At 32.9% G+C, this 20,537-nt stretch carries 16 protein-coding genes and 1 other annotated feature; all 16 genes read left to right on the top strand.

The genetic code is table 11. The features are described from left to right. Positions 1 to 86 precede the first annotated feature (86 nt). The 16 genes from pfkA (at position 87) to QTL86_RS04435 (ending at position 20,413) form a co-directional block, all read left to right on the top strand. The gene (pfkA, locus tag QTL86_RS04360) at positions 87 to 1,058 is read left to right on the top strand and encodes a 6-phosphofructokinase (protein WP_127067044.1); all 972 of its coding nucleotides are present in this window, start codon (positions 87 to 89) and stop codon (positions 1,056 to 1,058) included. 58 nt (positions 1,059 to 1,116) lie between these two features. Further along, entirely contained in the window at positions 1,117 to 2,886 is a 1,770-nt protein-coding gene (pyk, locus tag QTL86_RS04365; protein ID WP_410496617.1) for a pyruvate kinase, read from the top strand. A 150-nt stretch (positions 2,887 to 3,036) separates the two neighbouring features. After that, on the top strand, positions 3,037 to 4,458 hold the full coding sequence (locus tag QTL86_RS04370) for a TrkH family potassium uptake protein (RefSeq protein ID WP_410496618.1): 1,422 nt from the start codon (positions 3,037 to 3,039) through the stop codon (positions 4,456 to 4,458). A 15-nt stretch (positions 4,459 to 4,473) separates the two neighbouring features. Continuing rightward, positions 4,474 to 5,136: a potassium channel family protein gene (locus QTL86_RS04375; RefSeq protein ID WP_410496619.1), complete on the top strand. Its 663-nt coding sequence runs from the start codon at positions 4,474 to 4,476 to the stop codon at positions 5,134 to 5,136. Then, the gene (locus QTL86_RS04380) at positions 5,129 to 5,920 is read left to right on the top strand and encodes a TrmH family RNA methyltransferase (protein WP_127067040.1); all 792 of its coding nucleotides are present in this window, start codon (positions 5,129 to 5,131) and stop codon (positions 5,918 to 5,920) included. The genes QTL86_RS04375 and QTL86_RS04380 overlap by 8 nt, the downstream gene beginning before the upstream one ends. Before the next feature lie 116 nt (positions 5,921 to 6,036). Continuing rightward, positions 6,037 to 6,265: a binding site (T-box leader), on the top strand. Between the two features lie 109 nt (positions 6,266 to 6,374). Then, a complete protein-coding gene (gene asnS / locus QTL86_RS04385) occupies positions 6,375 to 7,766 on the top strand; it encodes an asparagine--tRNA ligase (protein WP_013657575.1) in 1,392 nt (463 codons plus the stop codon). Between the two features lie 562 nt (positions 7,767 to 8,328). After that, positions 8,329 to 8,493, top strand: coding sequence for a hypothetical protein (locus QTL86_RS04390; protein WP_410496620.1), 165 nt, complete (start codon positions 8,329 to 8,331; stop codon positions 8,491 to 8,493). Positions 8,494 to 8,611: 118 nt separating this feature from the next. Further along, entirely contained in the window at positions 8,612 to 9,775 is a 1,164-nt protein-coding gene (locus QTL86_RS04395) for a helix-turn-helix domain-containing protein (RefSeq protein ID WP_410496621.1), read from the top strand. Positions 9,776 to 9,838: 63 nt separating this feature from the next. After that, positions 9,839 to 10,966, top strand: coding sequence for an HNH endonuclease (locus QTL86_RS04400; protein ID WP_410496622.1), 1,128 nt, complete (start codon positions 9,839 to 9,841; stop codon positions 10,964 to 10,966). 142 nt (positions 10,967 to 11,108) lie between these two features. Beyond that, positions 11,109 to 12,332, top strand: a complete 1,224-nt coding sequence (locus QTL86_RS04405) for a hypothetical protein (RefSeq protein ID WP_410496623.1) — start codon at positions 11,109 to 11,111, stop codon at positions 12,330 to 12,332. Further along, entirely contained in the window at positions 12,329 to 12,781 is a 453-nt protein-coding gene (locus QTL86_RS04410) for a three component ABC system middle component (protein ID WP_410496624.1), read from the top strand. Before QTL86_RS04405 ends, QTL86_RS04410 begins: the two co-directional genes overlap by 4 nt. 29 nt (positions 12,782 to 12,810) lie before the next feature. After that, positions 12,811 to 14,640 carry a DUF3732 domain-containing protein gene (locus tag QTL86_RS04415; RefSeq protein ID WP_410496626.1) on the top strand — a complete coding sequence of 610 codons (1,830 nt, stop codon included), beginning with the start codon at positions 12,811 to 12,813 and terminating at the stop codon, positions 14,638 to 14,640. Between the two features lie 670 nt (positions 14,641 to 15,310). Beyond that, positions 15,311 to 15,679 (top strand): hypothetical protein, encoded by a 369-nt coding sequence (locus QTL86_RS04420; protein ID WP_410496627.1) that lies wholly within the window; start codon positions 15,311 to 15,313, stop codon positions 15,677 to 15,679. 148 nt (positions 15,680 to 15,827) lie between these two features. Beyond that, positions 15,828 to 16,970 carry an AAA family ATPase gene (locus tag QTL86_RS04425; RefSeq protein ID WP_410496628.1) on the top strand — a complete coding sequence of 381 codons (1,143 nt, stop codon included), beginning with the start codon at positions 15,828 to 15,830 and terminating at the stop codon, positions 16,968 to 16,970. Beyond that, positions 16,970 to 17,836 carry a DUF4435 domain-containing protein gene (locus QTL86_RS04430; RefSeq protein ID WP_410496629.1) on the top strand — a complete coding sequence of 289 codons (867 nt, stop codon included), beginning with the start codon at positions 16,970 to 16,972 and terminating at the stop codon, positions 17,834 to 17,836. The genes QTL86_RS04425 and QTL86_RS04430 overlap by 1 nt, the downstream gene beginning before the upstream one ends. Positions 17,837 to 17,977: 141 nt before the next feature. Next, a complete protein-coding gene (locus QTL86_RS04435; RefSeq protein ID WP_410496630.1) occupies positions 17,978 to 20,413 on the top strand; it encodes a GH36-type glycosyl hydrolase domain-containing protein in 2,436 nt (811 codons plus the stop codon). The last annotated feature ends 124 nt before the right edge of the window (positions 20,414 to 20,537 follow it).

Below are 20,537 nucleotides of genomic sequence, written 5' to 3' on the forward strand. Positions count from 1 at the left end.
AAAACAAGTCTTATTTCTTTGTAATAATCAACCGGTTACATACAAGGAAAAAGTGAAAATTAAAACAACCATAAGGGGGTTATTTTATGAGTAAAAAAATTAACACAATCGGCGTGTTAACAAGCGGCGGTGATGCACCAGGAATGAATGCTGCCATTCGTTCAGTAGTACGCGTAGCATGTGCACGTGGTATTAAGGTGATGGGTATTAATAAAGGCTATAATGGGTTACTAGCAGGAGATGTAGTAGAATTAACACCAAGAAGTGTATCTGATATTGTACAACGTGGTGGTACAATTCTACAAACAGCACGTTGTCTAGAATTTGTCAAACCTGAAGGTCAAGCACGTGGTGCTGAAATGTGTAAAGTATTTGGTATTGACGGTCTTGTTGTTATTGGTGGAGATGGTTCTTTCCAAGGGGCAGAAAAGCTTGCTAATTTAGGAATCAACACAATCGGTATTCCAGGAACAATTGACCTTGATATTGCTTGTACAGAATATACTATTGGATTTGATACAGCTGTTAATACAGCAATGGATGCTATTAATAAAATTCGTGATACTTCAACTTCACATCAAAGATGTTCTATTGTAGAAGTAATGGGAAGAAATGCAGGTTATATTGCTTTATGGTGTGGTATTAGTTCTGGTGCTGAAATGGTACTTCTTCCAGAAAAAGAACGTTTAACAGATGAACAAATTATCAAACAAATTCTTGAAAATAAACACCATGGCAAAAAGAACTGCTTAATTATTGTAGCTGAAGGTGTAGGCGGCTCTGAAGCACTTGCTAAGAAAGTAGAGCAGGTAACAGGTATCGAAACACGTGCAACCATTTTAGGGCATCTTCAAAGAGGTGGTTCACCAACAGCAGTAGACCGTGTACATGCTTCTATGATGGGTGCTAAAGCAGTAGATTTACTTTGCGAAGGTAAAGCAAAACGAGTAGTTGCTTATGTAAAAGGTGAATATGTGGATTATGACATTAATGAAGCACTTGCAATGAAGAAAAATATTGACGAATATATGTATAAAGTAAGCGAATTACTTGTATAGTTGTAAAAAAGGATAGCTTTTAACTACATTAATGATGGATAAACCAGGGGGGGCAGCAATGCGCAAAACTAAAATTATTTGTACATTAGGACCTAAGACCAGAGACGTAGACAATATAAGAAAAATCATCGAAACAGGTGCTGATGCGATTCGTATCAATTTTTCACATGATGATCATAAAATTCATGGAGAAACCGTTAAACGTGTTATTAAAGTAAGAGAAGAGCTTGGAAAACCTATTCCTCTTATTCTAGATACTAAAGGACCAGAGATTAGAACTGGTGTCATGAAAGATGACTTAGACCACAAGCTAAACATTGGAGATAGTTTTACTTTAACAACAGAGGAAATTGAAGGTGACGGCAAGCGTGTAAGTGTGACTTATAAAAATTTGCCTTTTGATTTAAAAAGAGGTAGTCGTATTTTAATTGACGATGGTCTCATTGAACTCCGTGTCAAAAATTTGACGGATACTGACATTGAATGTAGTGTCGTTAATGGTGGTGTATTAGGTTCAAGAAAAGGGGTTAATATCCCTGATGTATTTGTTAATTTACCTGCACTTACAGAAAAAGATATTGCAGACGTAGAGTTTGCACCAAAAGCAGGCTTTGACTATATTGCTGCCTCTTTTATCCGTTGTGCTGCTGATATTATTAAAATTCGTCAAGTGCTAGAAGAAGCAGGCGGAAGTGATATTCAAATTATTGCTAAAATTGAAAATCGAGATGGTGTCAATAACATCGATGAAATCATCGAAGTAGCAGATGCAATCATGGTTGCTAGAGGTGACTTAGGTGTAGAAATTCCTACAGAAGAAGTACCTATCGTGCAAAAAGAACTCATTAAAAAAGCAAATAAAGCAGGTAAACCTGTTATTACAGCAACACAAATGCTAGATTCTATGATTCGTAATCCTAGACCTACAAGAGCAGAAACAACCGACGTAGCTAATGCTATTTTTGATGGTACAAGTGCGATTATGCTTTCAGGAGAAACAGCTAAAGGTGATTATCCTTTAGAGGCTATTCAAACGATGGCTAAGATTGCTATGACAGCAGAAGCTGTTGTAGCGAAACAAGCACAGGAAACTTTAGTGAGTAAAAACTACGGTATTAGCATGACTAATGCAGTAAGCCATGCAACTTGTAATGCTGCTAGAGAATTAGATGCAGCATGTATTATTAGTATTACGAAATCCGGTTATACAGCACGTTCTATTTCTAAATTTAAACCTAACTGTCGTATTGTAGGTTGTACCAATAATCAAAGAGTACTTAGACAGCTTAACTTAGTTTGGGGTTGTACACCTGTACTCATTTCACCTAAAGAAGGTGCTTCTACGGATGAAACTTTTGCATTAGCAGTTCAAAAAATAGAAGAGCTTAAACTTGCTGAGCAAGGTGATGTAGTGGTTTTATCGGCAGGTGTGCCATTAGGTGCAGAAGGTACAAGTAATATTATGAAGGTACAATACGTGGGAAACGTACTTACTAAAGGAATGGGTTTCGGCAATAAGTCTATTACTGGACGCGCTAGTGTGATTAAAGTATTAGACGAAGCTGATCAATATTTTAAACAAGGAGATATTTTAGTAGCTCATAAAACGAGCAACGAATATTTACCTTATATGAAAAAAGCAAGTGCTATTGTTATAGAAGAAAGTGCACTTGAAGAAAATAATCATGCCGTAATTGTTGGGAGAACTTTAGATATTCCTGTTATTATTGGGGCTAATGGGATTATAGAAGGACTTAAAAATGCTACTGTTATTACTGTAGATAGCAGAAATGGCTATATCTATAATGGCGTAGTACATAAAGCATAATGAATCAGGGGGCTATCTATAAGATAGTCCCTTGCTGCTTTTAGTAGATCTTAGGCAAAGATTTAATTAAAATGAAGTCAAGGTAGATATTTTTAGAAATATAGTATAAAATAAGTAAAAAGTTCATTTGCTATTTAAGGAGAGAAAGACATGAAACAGAGTGAGGCACCAGGGTTTATTAAGGTAAAGCGAGGCTTTATACAAAGACAGAATCTTCATCCAGCTCAGATTTTGGTAGGTGGTTTTTTGATCGTTATTCTTTTAGGTACTTTGCTATTGTCATTACCTATTAGTGCGGCAAATGGTGAAGCAACGTCTTTGATTGATGCTTTGTTTACCACTACCTCAGCGGTGTGTGTAACGGGTTTAACAGTAGTGAATACGTCGATGCATTGGAGTAGCTTTGGGAAAACGGTTATTTTATTTTGTATTCAGATTGGTGGACTAGGTTTTATGACCTTAGTAAGTATGTTATTTATTGTTTTAGGAAAAAGGATTACCCTTAAAAATAGGCTTATTATGCAAGAAGCACTTAATTTCAATACAACTGCAGGGATTGTTCGCTTTACTACGCATATTGTAAAAGGAACATTGCTGGTAGAAGGAATAGGTGCATTTTTATTATGCTTTGCATTTATTCCTGACTATGGTTTTATAAAAGGTATTATTTATTCTATTTTCCATTCAATTTCCGCTTTTTGTAATGCCGGCTTTGACTTAATAGGAACCAGGAGTTTAACGCCTTATGTGGGAAATAGTATAGTTAATTTAGTTATTATGTCACTGATTGTAGTAGGTGGACTTGGATTTAGTGTATGGATTGATACGTATAAAATGATTCGAGGAAAATTAAAAGCGCCTAAGCATTTTAAGTGGAAACAAGCGTTTAACAAAATGTCTGTGCATACTAGATTAGTATGGATTTTAACGATAAGCTTACTTTTGATTGGATTTATTGTGATATTTGTTTTAGAATATAAAAATCCAGGAACCTTAGGGCCTTTAACTTTTAAAGAAAAGGTATATGCGGCTATGTTCCAATCTGTTTCACCACGTACAGCTGGTTTTAATACGGTGGATTTGGCTAGTTTAACAGACACTTCAAAACTAGTGACAATATTGCTCATGTTTATTGGTGGTTCACCTGCTGGTACAGCAGGTGGGATCAAAACAGTTACTGTAGGGGTACTGATGTTATGTGCCATTTCAACCATCAGAGGTAATGAACAAACAACTGTTTTTAAAAGAAGAATACCTCTTCAAATTATTACACGTGCATTAACAATTATTATGATTTCTGTTATGGTTGTATTTACTGTTGTAGGCGTATTAAGTTTATCAGAAGACTTTACATTTATGGAAATTCTTTTTGAAACCATATCAGCTTTTGCTACTGTTGGTACGACTTTAGGAATTACGCCATTATTAAGTATAACAGGAAAGATTACGATTATTATCGTTATGTTTATTGGAAGATTAGGACCTATTACAATGGCTATGGCCCTTATGGTAAGACAAAGTAAAAATAAAGGAAACATTCAATATCCAGAAGAAAAGGTTATGGTTGGATAATAGAGGAGGATTATTGTGAAAGCAAAACAATTTGTGGTCTTTGGATTAGGACGATTTGGAAGTAGTCTAGCGACTACATTGGCAGATGCAGGCTACGAAGTAATGGGTGTAGATAAATGTGAAGAAAGGGTGCAAGATATTTCACCTGTAGTGACGCAAGCAGTACAAGCAGAGGTGACAGACATTGATACCCTACGTTCATTAGGCATTCGTAATTTCGATGTGGCTATTGTAGCCATTGGTAAAGATATGCAATCTAGTATAATGACTACTTTGCTTTTAAAAGAAATGGGTATTCCTTATGTTGTGGCTAAAGCAAGTACGGAAATTCATCAAAGAGTACTAGAGAAAATAGGAGCAGATCGTATTATTTTGCCTGAGAGAGATATGGGTAAACGTATTGCCACCAATCTTATAGCTGGTAATATTATTGATTATATTCAGCTTTCACGTGATTATAGTATAATGGAAATCTCTATTTTACCACAATGGAGAAGTCGCAGTATTAAAGAGATTAATATCCGCGCTAAATATGGCATTAATATTATTGCAGTTGAAAGAGGTGGAGATATTAATGTAACACCTGGACCAGACTATATTTTAGAAGAAAATGATTTATTGGTAGTAGTAGGTAATAATAAATCTATTCAAGAATTGGAAACCAAAAGGCATGAATAAAAAGCAAATAACAAGTCCTCAAAATAATGTGATTAAAAACATAAAGGAATTACAAAAAAAGAAAAGCGCACGTAAGTCAGAAGGTTTATTTGTTATTGAAGGTATACGTGGGGTAAAAGAAATTCCTAGTCATGTTAAAATCAAATATCTTATTACAACGTCTGAAGTAGATGAAAAAGAATTAGGAGCAGTAAAGGCAGAGGAAAGGCTAGAGGTGTCTAAAGAGATTTATAAAAGTATAAGTGATACCCAATCTCCTCAAGGTGCTATGGCAGTTGCTTATATGCCAACCTATGATTTAGTACACTTCAATATTGAAGCAGGCCATTATTTAGTACTAGAAAATTTACAAGATCCAGGAAATTTAGGAACCATTATTAGAACAGCACATGCCTTTGATTTTAAAGGGGTATTCATTACCAAAGGTTCTGTAGACCTTTATAGTCCCAAAGTAGTACGATCTACAATGAGTTCATTATTTCATGTACCTATTGTAATAGAAGAAGAGATAGATACTTATATGGATTTCTTAAAACAAAAAGGTGTTACTTTATATACAACAGCGCTCATACCTGGTGCAAAACCTATTTATGATGTTACCTTTGAGGAAAAGGTAGCAATCATTATTGGCAATGAAGGTAATGGCGTTTCTGAACGTGTAAAAGAAGCAAGTGATCATACAGTGATTATTCCTATGCCAGGAGCAGCTGAATCTTTAAACGCAGCGATAGCAACAAGCATTTGTATGTATGAAATAACAAGACAATGTCAAAAGGGCGATTGAATAGATCATCGGTCATTATTATATCTCTGATATGGGAAAATTTTAAACATGGTTTTTATAAAAGGTAGAACTTGACAAATAACTAGAAACTTCATATAATGTTAAGCAGTTAAATAGTTATAACGATGAAAAGAAGAGTAGCCATTAAGATGACTTTCAGAGAGCTAGCGGTAGGTGGAAGCTAGTAGAATCTAATGCGTGAAGAACCTCTTGGAGTTGCTAATCGAAAATGCTACGGGCAATGAGTAGGCTTAGCCGGGTAAAGACCGATATATCTTTTTGAGGTGAATTACCTTTTGGTAATTAACTAGGGTGGTAACGCGGAGTACAAGCTTCGTCCCTTTGGAGAGGGGCGAAGCTTTTTTGTTATATCCATACACATAGTTTTGGAGTAAAGCCATAGGCTTACTATGTGATTAGAGTAGAAGAGTTTAAAATAAGGAGGCATAGCATCATGCAAACAACATCTATCAGAACACTGTATCAGCGTACTAGTGAGGTACAACCAACCAACTTAACAGTAGCAGGCTGGGTAAGAACTGTAAGAGACTCAAAAACTTTTGGGTTTATCGAGGTGAATGACGGAACTTTCTTTAAATCACTTCAAATTGTATTCGAGGACACACTGGAAAACTTTAAAGAAGTGGCTAAACTAGGAGTAGGAGCAGCCATTATCGTTACAGGTGATCTTGTGATGACACCTAACCAAAAGCAACCCTTTGAGTTAAAAGCAACACAGATAGTAATAGAAGGTGAATGCCCACCTGAATATCCACTTCAAAAGAAAAGACATTCTTTTGAGTACCTGAGACAAATTGCTTATCTTAGACCACGTACTAATACCTTTGGTGCTGTTTTTAGAGTACGTTCTTTAGCAGCTTATGCTATTCATAAGTTTTTCCAAGAAAGAAGCTTTGTATATGCACATACACCACTGATTACAGCAAGTGACTGTGAAGGTGCTGGAGAAATGTTTAGAGTAACAACTTTAGATCCAGTGCATCCTCCTAAAACAGAAAATGGTGAAGTAGATTTCAAAGAAGATTTCTTTGGTAAAATGGCTAGTCTTACAGTATCAGGTCAGCTTTCCGCAGAGACATTTGCTATGGCTTTTAGAGATGTTTATACTTTTGGGCCAACTTTTAGAGCAGAAAAATCTAATACACCAAGACATGCTGCAGAGTTTTGGATGATTGAACCAGAAATTGCTTTTGCAGATCTTGAAGACGATATGCGTTTAGCAGAAGATATGGTGAAATTTGTTATTAACTATGTACTTGAAAATGCAAAAGAGGAAATGGCGTTCTTTAATCAATTTGTTGACAAAGGTATTTTAGAAAGACTTCAAGGCGTAGCATCAGCTGACTTTGGACGTGTAACCTATACAGAAGCTGTTCAAATTTTAGAAAAATGTGGTAAAAAATTCGAATATCCAGTTTATTGGGGATGTGATCTTCAAACAGAACATGAACGTTATTTAACAGAAGAACACTTTAAAAAGCCAGTATTTGTTACTAACTATCCAAAAGAAATTAAAGCATTCTATATGAGAATGAATGAAGATGGTAAAACTGTAGCGGCTATGGATCTTTTAGTACCAGGTATTGGGGAACTTATTGGTGGTAGCCAAAGGGAAGAAAGATTAGAGGTTCTTTTAGAGCGTATGGCAGAGCTTGGTCTTAAAGAAGAAGATTACTGGTGGTACTTAGATTTAAGAAGATTTGGTGGTACACGTCATGCAGGATTTGGTTTAGGGTTTGAACGTTTAATTATGTATTTAACAGGAATGACTAATATTAGAGACGTTATCCCATTCCCAAGAACGACAGGTCAAGCAGAATTTTAATTGTTCTTAAGGAGTTGTTTAACTAAAACAAACTCTTTCCTCGTAAAAGAAAGTCTTTCCATCAGAAAAGAAAAAGTGAAGTTGGCGACTCGCTAGAGTCGCCCAACGAAACGGAAGAGTACGAATCCCTAAAATCCCTTATACATCAAAGAAAAAAAGGAAAGAGCAGCAGAGGAAAAAAGAGAAAAAATAAGAGAATAAAAAGAGGAAATCGGGCATGACTTTGTTTTAACGAAAATAAAGTTGTACCCGATTTTCATATTTTTAAGAGAAAAAAAGAGAGGAAAAAGAGCAGAATTGGTATCGAGTTTTTTTAGCATGGAACGAAAAATGTGGGTTTGTGAGGGGTGAAGTGGGAAAGAGTTTTTTGAGCGGTACAGAGTTGTACAACCATAAAAAACTCGTTCCAGATTAAAAAAACTCTTCTATTATAAGGAAGTATGATGGAAAACCTATTCGTATTACTTATTCAGCAATTAAAAGAGAAGCAGGAATAACTTTAAAGCTTAAAAATGAGAAGTTTAAGCAAGTATATGAATATATTCAGGCTAATATAGAGCCGTTGGAAGAGTATCGAATTAGAAAAATCAAATGGGCCATAGAAGAGTTGTTAAAAACAGATTATAAAATAACGCCATATAAAGTGGAACAAAAAGCTGGATTTAATGGTAAAAAAACAAAAGAAGTAAAGAAATTAATAGAAGAGATATTAAACGACTATTTTTAATATGATTAAATAGTCGTTTTTTAATGTTTGTAGAAAAAATCAGAATAATATAGTAAAATATATTTATAGAATGCATTTTGTGAGGTAAAGTTAACAAATAAAAGTATTAGGTGGGTATATGATATTAAATAATAAAATGTATATGCAATGGGAAAAAGAGGATATTCAAATAATAATAGGAGATATAAATTATAGAGAAAGTGATAAGGTGGATTATAAAGTAGATTTTTCGTTTTTAGAGTGCAGAGATAAAAATGAAAGAGATAAGAAGAAAGAAGAATTTAAAAATGACATCTGTAGTTTTGCCAATGCTAACGGGGGATACCTGATTTTTGGAATAGAAGAAAAGAAGGGAATTCCTATTCAAATAACAGGAATCAATATCCAAGGAAATAATACAGACAGATTTGAACTTAGCTTAAGAAATATTATTAATCAAATAATACCTATGTCACCCATGTGCCAAATTAAGTTTATTAATATAGAAGAAAAATATATAGTTATTGTTTATATAACCAAAGGATATTGTGGTCCGTATGTCTCTGGTAAAGAAGGTAGTTATAGGTTTTTGGTTAGAAGAGGAAATTCAAAAACAGATATGAGATATGATGAGGTAAAAAGAATGTTTAATCAATCATTGATGTTATCCGAACAGATAGAACAGTTTAGATATAAACGAATTAATATGTGTAATAACAAGGATGGTATTGCTTCTACCATTAAATATTCTAAATTTGCATTAGTACATACTATTCCAGAGACTGCATTAGATAATTCTTTTTTGTTTAATCCTTATGATGTGTTTTCAAGTGGTAGTATCAAGTTGGGATTTGTTTTTAATTGTTGTAGCAGTGGAGTATCAATGCCAAATGTCGATGGGATGGCATTTAAAAGTTATGATGATGACAAATATCTTCAAATCTTTAAGAGTGGGATTGTTGAAAGATATATAGGTATTAAAGAAAGAAAGCATGATAGTATCTCATCAATTCCTATTGTTAGCATTTATGAAGAGATAGAAAAGGTAATAGTAGAAACAGTTCGATTATATAGGACTATTAATATTAATGTTCCTATCTATATAGTTATATCTATTGAAAATTGTAAGGGTAGCAGAAGTGACAATAATTTTGAAACAGACTACGTGGGTTTTATAGATAGGGATGACGTTGGATGTATGCCTATGGCACTTCATAATATAGAAGATAATAGCGAGATTGAAAAGTTTAAGGAAATGATTAAACAAGAATTATATCAATCTGTAGGAAGAAAAACAATGTAACTATATTTTTTTAAAAGACACAAGTAATAGTAAGAATTAAGATACATAATCAGGGGGGAAGTCATGTTAGAGAAATTGGAAAAAGAGTTTCATAAAGATATGGTAAATATATATTCAGAGGCAGATAAGCAACTGGGTTATAAGGCATCACACTTTAAAAGAATGCTTAGTGAACAAGGTGGCTATAAAACAGCTATAAAGTTAGTAAATCAGCCCAAAGCTACTGATGGATTTACAACTTTATGGGAGTATAAGCGATTGGATTTATCCGTAGAAGCATTAGTGTGTAGAGATAAATATAGATGTTTATTTGATGAAACAATAAGACAAACTTGTATGAATAGACTTAAAGACTATGGATATAATCCTGTAACAAGTATAAACAAGGAACTTGAGTTAATAGAAGAGATAAGAATACTTCCAATGAGCCAGGAGGAATTTGATTATATAGATATAGAAGGACTTCAAGATACTTACTTTATGGGTGATTTAATAAATCATCAAGATGGTACTTATCATTATCGTAAGGTAGGTATTAAGGCAGAAAAGAATGTTCTTTTTCTTTTTCAATATAAAAATCATATTGTTGCATCAGCAGTATTATATGATACAGAGAAATATGATACCCCTATAGATGGGGAGTATTACGGAGCTTGGAAATTTGATAAAGATACTATTCAGGTATTTAAGCCAATCACATTAAGTGAAATACAAGCCATTGATGATAGCGTACAGGGATTTAGCCAGGCAAAGAAAATTATTGATATTAGCTACTTGGAGAAAATAATAGAACTTATTGAAGAAAAGAAAAGACCGGATATACCAGAAGAAATTTCACTTATGGAATCTAAAGGATTAAAAGAGGGGGCGAAAACACAGATAGTAGTAAATGCTTATGAAAGAAACTCGATAGCACGTGAAAAATGTATTGCTCATTATAAAACAAAGGACAATGGTAAAGTAAAATGCCAAGTATGTGGGTTTTGTTTCGAAGATTTCTATGGAGAAGAGTTTAAGGACAAGATACATGTACATCATATTAAACCTTTAGCAGAGATAGATGATGAGTATGAGGTAGACCCTATAAAGGATTTAATACCTATATGTCCTAATTGTCATTATGCAATTCATAGTAGTAAAGAGAATGATATATTCCAGCTGATTAAATGTAAATTGGGTACTGCCCAATAGAAATAATTATAGAAGTTGGTTTATAAAACAAGGTTATAGAAAGAAATTGTTTCAGATAACCACGGTAAGGTAATCGTATTATTAAATAGAAGGGTTGTATTTATTTGAGTAATGAATAGGGTTTAGAGAAGGAGGAGGAGATATGATAACCAAACATCAAGAGCTTACTGCAGCAGATAAGAAGACTATTGGTTTTGACTATCAGTTTTTATACTTTATATATAATTTAATTGCATTAGAACCAGGACAAGTATTAGGCTATGAGGTGAAAGATGATGTGCACTTGGAACTGCCAAATGGGGAAAATATATATATGCAATTAAAGCACTCGTTAACAGCGAAAGAAAGCGGAGAGATAGATAGTCTTACTCAAAAAGATAGTGATTTATGGAAGACATTTTATAATTGGGTAGTAGTTATTGGAGAAGTAAGTGCTAACAAAGAGGAACAACTTGAATTTATTAATAAAACAAGGTTTATACTTGTTACGAATAAGACCAAGGGCGAGAATGCATTTGTTGAACAGATAGAACAGCTAAATATAAAAAAGATAAACATAGAGGAGTTTAAAAAGTATGTGCAAGCCTTAAAAGAGACCTGTAAAGGAACAAAAGAAGGTTCGATAAAATTACGAAAATATATGCAAGAGCTATTGAATTTAGAGAATACTTTATTAGAGAAATTTATTATGCAAGTAGATTTTAAATTTGAATTTGATGAAATGCCTCAAAAACTTAAAAATAGAGTGTTAGGTAAAAATATTGATGTAAGAAAAGTCGATAGTGCCTTGAATGAGATTATTGGTACATTTGAACTGTGGAAGTTTAACAAGGTTAAAAACAAAGACAAGTTACTAATTAGATTTGAAGATGTAGATAAAAAACTTAGAGCTATATTAAATAAAGCAAGAAGTACAGATTTACCAAGAATAAGAAGCATTACAAAGCTACCAGATAAATTAAATGAACAAGAGTTTATAAAAGAACTGTTAGAAATTGAAGATATAGGAGATGGAGATGAAGATTTAATGCTTGAGTTTACTACTTGTAAAATAGAGATTTTCAATTTGCTTAGTAAATGGATAGAGGAAGGCTACATTACAGAATCTGATTGGAAAGAGTTAGACGAACAAGCCATTTTTATGTGGAAAAATAAACATAGAAAAGTTCATAAGAAGAGTAAGAATGCTACAACTAATGAAGAGTTAATAAGAGCAGCACAACAATGTATAGATGAATTGAGAGAACAAGAATTAAAAATTAATCATGATGAGCTGAAATATAATGAAAGTAATGGATTATTTTATTACTTATCAGATAATGAAAAAATAGGATGGCAGTATAAGTGGAAGGAGAAATATATATGAGTACAAGAGAGCTAAGTTATGTTTATAATAACGAAGCTATATGTGCTATTGCGATTTATTCAGTATTAAAGGAGTTTGGATATTTAAATTATAGCAAAGTGGCCCTAATACCACCGCTGGTATTTAATAATAAGTTGATTGCTGTTTTTAATGGAAAACATAAAATTAGAGGATTAGAAGAGTTGATGATAAAAAAGGGAGAACTTTTAACTAATTTTAATAATCAGTATACTAATTTTTTACCTCTTATGTGTAATGCATTGCTTCTATTAGAAACGATGGGTGTAATAACTATTATAGAACAAGGGATAGTTATTACGGAGAAAGAGTTTAGAATGTTAGGAGTAGGAGCAAGAGCAGATAAAATTGTAAAGTGTGCTCCTAAAATAGCTACATTATTAAGAGAAGATATAGAAAAATTATATCTACAGTTAAGGGTGATACTATGAAATTCTATTATGATAAATTACTGTTATGGATGAAAAATGGAAATGTTAGAGAGCTTAAATTTGAACCCAATAAAGTAAATGTTATTACTGGAGGATGTGAAACAGGGAAATCTACTATTTTAGCAATTATTGATTACTGTTTTTTTGCTTCTGGGAATAGTGATAGTGGAGATATTAAAATACCACAGACAATAATAAATGAAAATATAGAGTGGTATGGGGTTAGATTTGGTATCAATGATAAGCTATATACATTAGCTCGGAAAGCTTTAGAGGGAGAAAATAAACCTAAAAATGAATACTATTTTTCAACAGTAGGAGAAGTACCAGAAACAATTACTTCAAATAATGGTGAAAAAGAGATTAAGGAAGTACTCAATGAGGAATTTAAAATAGACGAAAAAATAGTAATTCCTTATAACGGAAATAAAATTAAAATGGGTAACAAGATATCTTTGAGGTACTTCATGTTGTTTAATTCTCAAGATGAAAACACTATCACAAATACTGATGTCTTTTTTGATAAACAAACATTAGTAAAATATCAAGAAGCCTTAAATAGGGTATTTGATATAGCAATAGGAATTAGTAATCCGGAGGATATACTAATTACAGAAAAAATAAAAGAATTGGAACAAGAACTGATTCGATATGAAAAAAAACAAGAAGTATCTATAAAATCTAAAGACTTATTTGAACAGGAAAGGATAGAGATAATTGAACAAGCACGTGCCTATGGAATTATAGAAAAAAATAGTAAAACATATCTGGAGTCTTTGGAGCAAATAAAAGAATATATTAGCACAAAGAAATATAATGAGAATACAGATGATGCATATCTCGAAGAAATAGATAAGAAAGAACGACAATTAAAGCAACAGATAGTGAATATAAGGAGATTTTTCAAAGCATATAAAGAATACAGGGAAATATTGTCTTTAAATGAGGATAGTTTAAAACCTTTAAAAACTATAAAAAAATATATTCCTGATGATATAGAAAATCCTGCAATATCCAAGATACTTAAGACATTAGAAGATGAATTATGTGAAATAAAAAAAGCTCTAACCAATAAGCCATCTAGTAACTATACTTTAAATAAAAAGCTTATTGCATTAGAAAAAGAATTACATACTTTAAAAGGGATAAAAGCAGTATATGAAGAGCGCCAATTGGTCACTCAAGCTGAAAAATATATGTTTTTAGGTGAGATAAAAAACAAATTACATCTATATGATACTCCAGTTGAGCAAGATGATTATACAGACAAGATAGAAGAGTGTAAAGAAAATTTGAAGCAACTCCATAAGATGGCAGAGGATAAAGGTGAACATAAAAAGGCAATCATTAGATTGCTGGAAGATTTCATTAATGAATTACTGATTGAATGTAAAGATGCGATGGATACATATAAAGGTTTTTTACCGGTATTTAATTACAACAAGAAAAAATTAGAGTTGCAAAAGCCAAATACAACAGAGATAATAAAAGTAGCAGGTAGTAGTTCAAATAGCTTATTTTTGCATTTATGCTTAATGTTAGGATTGCACCAAGTAATGATTAATCAAAAGGTACCTTATGTTGCAAGTTACTTAATATTAGACCAACCAAGTAGACCATATTATGATAATGCCGTAGAGAAACTAAATGACCGTCAAAGGATAAAAATAGTAATGCAATTATTGAATGATTATATTGATAGGATAAATGAAAGATACAGGGAAGAGTTTCAAATCATTGTTGTAGAACATATCATGCCAGAAATTTGGGCTGGGATGAAAAACGTACATTTAGTAGAAGAGTTTGTAGACGGAAATAAGCTAATACGAAAAAAAGATATATTGAAAAGTGAAGGGTAAATTATAAAAAGTAAAATGATGGCTATGGTGAAAGATTTAGGGATATGATGAACTCCGATTTTGAGCAATTCTTGTCAATTATATTGTCAGAATAGTTTAGAACTGTCTCTCTCTAAAGTAATGAATGAAACCTCAAACCTTCCTTGTGAACGATAGTGAACTACTATGTACAACCATAAAAAACTCGTTCTAGATTAAAAAAACTCTTTCTATTATAAGGAAGTAGCAATGCAGTTAGCATTGCAAGAAAGGTTTAAGGTTAAGAGGTTTTAATAGACCTCAAAGACCTTAAACCTTTTGTTTTTTTGGGATTTGGGAGCTTTAAACCTAAAAACCTTTCTACCTTTTCTGCAACTCCTTTAGGAGCTGCTAAAAGCCCCATCTTAAAAAAAGTCGGGTAATCTTTTTTTGAAAAATACCAAAAATGAATGTGTTTTTAAAGCTATTATTCCCTAACTTTTTTTAACTGTCTACGAAGAATCAATGCTTGTAGAGGATGAAAATGCCCTAAGTTTTTTTAATCGGAAAAGGAGTTAAGCGGTGGCTTAACTCCTTTTTATTTGGGACTTGTAATAAAAACTGAATATATATAATATTGACAAAAAATAATATATTATATATAATCAGTTTTGCTGTAATTGTTAATAAATTAATAAAGGGGAGAATCAAAATGAAACAAGTAAAATCAATGGTACTCATGAGCATTTTATCCGTTATGATGGTATTGTGTTTATCAGGATGCGGAAAAAGTGCGGTTATAGGAAATTGGAGTCTAGCAGGTGGAGAAAGTGAAGGCGTTAAAGTTGACACTGCTGCTTTAAAAGAGAGTTTAGGGTTAGAATTAGATATGAGCTTTGAGTTTAAACAAGACGGTACTTTTACAGGAGTCTTTATGGGGGAATCATCAGAAGGTACTTGGCAAGAAGCAGAGGGGAAAATTACAGCTACTATTGACGGTGAATCTATAGAATGTTCAATTGTAGAGAATCAATTACATATGGATATGGATGGTAGCACTTTGATTTTTGAAAAGAAATAGTTAAAATAAAGAGCTTGTAAGCAACAGTAAATTTGTTGACTTACGAGCTCTTTTATTGCTCAATTGTTGGTTAAATATTTTGATAAAGTAGGATTTTTTTAGCATTTATTGGTATAATAGACTTATCATATAATAGGGAGGGAGTAGCATGTTGATTACAAATATTAAAGTAACAGATTTGTATGGGCTTCATAACTATGACATTGCTTTTGATAAGGAGGAATGTCTCAAAATTATTCATGCCCCTAATGGATATGGTAAGACAACAATTTTGAAGTTAATTAGAGCTATTTTAGAAGGTTATATTGATGAACTGCAGCAGATTCCCTTTAAACGTTTTATGATTGTTTGTGATCCAGCTATTACAGTGGAAGTCTATAAGGGAAATAATGAAATGTACTATCATTTTATCAGTGGTCAATTTGAAGAGACCTATCAAGTAGGTCTAGACAAAAATGCTGAATTAAGTGCTTCTATTTTAAATCGTTTAAAAAGCATTACTAAAGAAATGCCCATTTATTTAATTAATGCAGATCGTCTATGGCTAGAGAAAAAGGAATATACAGATGCTGCCCACATGTTTTTACCCACTGTATTAGAGTATGCTAAAGAATTAAGTGAATTAATGAGAGAAGCTTTAGCACAGTCCAATTATTGTGGACAGGAGTTAGATAGAAGTTTTCCTAATCGTCTGATTAAGCGCCTTAATGATACAGAAGCATCTTACCTAAGTATAGAAGAGATAAGGGAGCAGTTACAAGAATTAGAGAAAAAACGAACCATTTTAGAAAGTGCAGGGCTTTTTTCTAATGTTCCAGTAGCTTTACCAGAAGAACTTTCACAAGTAGATGAAAAAATTCTTAAAGTGTTAACTTTATATATTGAAGATAGTCATGAAAAGTTAAGAGCTTTTGAAAGTTTGGCAACTAAAATTAATTTATTAGCTACTTTAATTAATAAGCGCTTTTCTTATAAAGTCATGGAAGTCAATATGAAGGATGGTTTTGTATTTAAAGTACCTACGAAGGAAAAATTACGAGCAGATAAACTTTCTTCAGGAGAGCAAAATGAACTGATTTTGCTTTTTAAACTCTTATTTAAATCACCTGCTAACGCACTTATCTTAATAGATGAACCAGAGATTTCTTTGCATATTGCATGGCAACAGAGCTTCCTTGAAGATATGGAAGCTATTGCAGCTTTAACGGAGGTGAAATTAATTATTGCTACACATTCACCAGATATCATTAATGGAAGATGGGACTTAACAACTGGTTTGGAGGAATGCTGATGAAGCAGTATATGAGTGCAACCAGATTAGTGACTAAGCTTAAGATGCTACGAAGTGGGAAAAAAGATAAAAGCTTTTTGGTAGTGGAAGGAATTACAGACTTTAGACTATATAGTAAGTTTATTGATCCTAGCTGTTGTGAAGTGATTATAGCAGATAGTAAACAAAATGTAGAGGCATGTATTAAAGTATTTAATGAGGAAAAGGCTTTGGGTATTTTAGGAATTACAGATAGAGATTTCGATGGTTTAGAGCCAGAGTTAGAAGTGATACCTAACGTATTTGTTACAGATGGACATGATTTAGAATGTATGCTTATTAAGTCTAATGCTTTTGAAAATATATGTATCGAATATGGAGATAAAGAAAAATATATGAAATTCGAATCCCACATTAAAATGCCTATTAGGGATTACCTTATAAAACAGGTAGCACTTATTGGTTATTTAAGATGGTATTCGTTAAAGGAACAACTAGGCCTTCGTTTTTCTAATCTGGAATTTGAAAAGTTTATAGATACTAAAACCTTGGAAGTGGATTTATCAAGACTTATAGATTACGTTCTTTTTGGAAGTAAAAAAGCAAAAGAAACGGAGAGTAGTTTAATAAGTAAAGAGGTAAAAAAATTAAAAGCAAGACATCATGATGAATGGCAAGTATGTTGTGGACATGATTTGATGGTAGTGATTAATCTAGGATTAATGCACGTTTTTGGTAACTATAATGCTAAGAATTTATTTCCAGGGCAATTAGAAGGTAATTTTAGATTAGCTTATACCAAGGAAGATTTTAAACAAACACAGCTCTATAAACAACTTGTAACTTGGGAGAATAAAGAACAGGGTTATTATTTATTTAAAAAGTAAAATAACTACCTTAAAAATTGTTTGAAAAAATGTGTAAATTTTTATGAAAAAGACAAGCAATTTTCTCCATTTACTTTCAGCGTATTTGAAATAAAATTATGCTTAGGAAATAATAAACTGAAGAAGCGAGGAGAGTCGTCTATGAAATATGGTCATTTTGATGATGCGAGAAGAGAATATGTTATTACTACCCCACAAACACCTTATCCATGGATTAATTATTTAGGAAGCGAAGCCTTTTTTGGACTCATTTCTAACACTAGTGGTGGCTATTCTTTTTATAAAGATGCAAAGCTTAGAAGAATAACAAGATTCAGATATAATAGTGTGCCTATTGATAATGGTGGTCGTTATTTCTACATTAACGATAATGGTGATGTATGGTCACATACTTGGAAGCCTGTAAAGAAAGAATTAGATTTTTATGAGTGCCGTCATGGTTTAGGTTATTCTATTTTCACAGGAGAAAGAAATGGCATTCGTGTAGAGCAGCTTGCTTTTGTGCCAAATGGTGAAAATGCTGAAATACATAGACTTAAAATAAAAAATACTTCTGATGCTAAAAAGGACTTTAAGTTGTTTTCATTCATTGAGTGGTGTTTATGGGATGCACAAGACGATACAACTAACTTCCAAAGAAACTTTAGTACAGGTGAAGTTGAAATTGTAGGTAGTACCATTTATCATAAAACAGAGTACAAAGAGAGAAGGAATCATTATGCTTTCTATTCTGTTAACGTACCTGTAGATGGTTATGATACAGACCGTGACAGCTTTGTAGGTCTTTACAATGGTTTTGAAGCACCAGACAGCGTCATGAAGGGTGAATGTAAAAATTCTGTAGCAAGTGGTTGGTCACCAGTGGCAGCACATCAAATCAATGTAGAGCTTGCACCAGGAGAAGAAAAAGTATTTGTATTCACTTTAGGTTATATTGAAAATCCACAAGATGAAAAATGGGAGTCTAAAGGAATCATTAATAAAAAACCAGCAGAAGCATTAATGTCTCGTTTTGCAACTGATGAAGCTGTAGAAGCAGCTTTTGCAGCACTTAAAGGTTCATGGGATAAACTGCTTTCTCATTACACCTTACAAAGTGATGATGAAAAATTAAATCGTATGGTTAATATCTGGAACCCATATCAATGTATGGTTACTTTCAATATGTCAAGAAGTGCTTCTTACTTTGAATCAGGTATTGGCCGTGGTATGGGATTTAGAGATTCTAACCAAGACCTCCTTGGATTTGTTCATCAAATTCCAGAAAGAGCGAGAGAAAGAATCATTGATATTGCGTCTACTCAATTTGAAGATGGTGGTTGCTATCATCAATATCAACCACTTACTAAAAAAGGTAACAATGACATCGGAAGTGGTTTTAACGATGACCCATTATGGTTAATCTTAGGAACAACTGCTTATATCAAAGAATCTGGTGATTTAGATATTCTTAAAGAAATGGTACCATTTGATAATGATGAAAATAACAAAGCCACTTTATTTGATCACTTAAGAGTATCTCTTGATCATGTTACCAATAACCTTGGACCTCATGGTCTTCCACTAATTGGTCGTGCTGACTGGAATGACTGTTTGAATCTTAACTGTTTCTCTAACACACCAGGAGAGTCTTTCCAAACAACAGAAAATCAAGAAGGTGGTGTTGCAGAATCCGTTTTCATCGCTGGTATGTATGTGATGATCGGTAAAGAGTATGTAGCACTTTGTAAAGAAATTGGCAATGAAGCAGAAGCTACTCGTGCAACTGCTGAAGTTGAAAAGATGGAGAAGAATATCCTAGCACATGGGTATGATGGAGAATGGTTCCTTCGTGCATATGATTTCTATGGTAATAAAATCGGAAGTAATGAAAATGAAGAAGGTAAGATTTTTATTGAATCTCAAGGTTTCTGTGTCATGGCAGGTGTAGGAGCAGAAACAGGGGAAGCTGAAAAAGCACTTAATTCTGTTAAAGAAAGATTAGATACAGAATATGGTATAGTTCTTAATAATCCAGCATTTACAACTTATCACATTGAAATGGGAGAAATCTCTACTTATCCAGCTGGTTATAAAGAAAATGCAGGTATTTTCTGCCATAATAACCCATGGATTGCTTGTGCTGAAACAGTTATTGGTCGTGGAGATCGCGCCTTTGAAGTTTATAAGAAAATTGCACCAGCTTACCTTGAAGAAAAGAGCGATATTCATAAAACAGAACCATATGTATACTCTCAAATGGTAGCAGGTAAAGATGCTGTTCGTCATGGTGAAGCTAAGAACTCTTGGCTTACAGGAACAGCAGCATGGAATTTTATCACTATCTCACAATGGATTCTTGGTATTAAACCAGATTATAAAGGCTTAAAAGTGGATCCATGTATTCCAAAAGCATGGGATGGTTATAAGATTATGAGAGAATTTAAAGGTGCTAACTATGAAATTAGCATCCAAAATCCAAACCATGTATCAAAAGGCGTAAAGAGCTTAGTAGTAGATGGTGAGGTTATTAATGGTAATATCATCCCTGACTTTAAAGATGGTAAGACTCACCAAGTAGAAGTTGTGCTTGGATAAAGAGTAAAATAAAGCAACGATATTGGCGGCATAAATGGCCTTACCTAGTGTAAGGTCATTTATTGTTATAAAACAGTATTGACAATTTGGAATAATAAGCATACAATACTAAAATATATATGAA

This window comes from Cellulosilyticum sp. ST5 (genome assembly GCF_046529625.1).
Taxonomy (GTDB): domain Bacteria; phylum Bacillota; class Clostridia; order Lachnospirales; family Cellulosilyticaceae; genus Cellulosilyticum; species Cellulosilyticum lentocellum.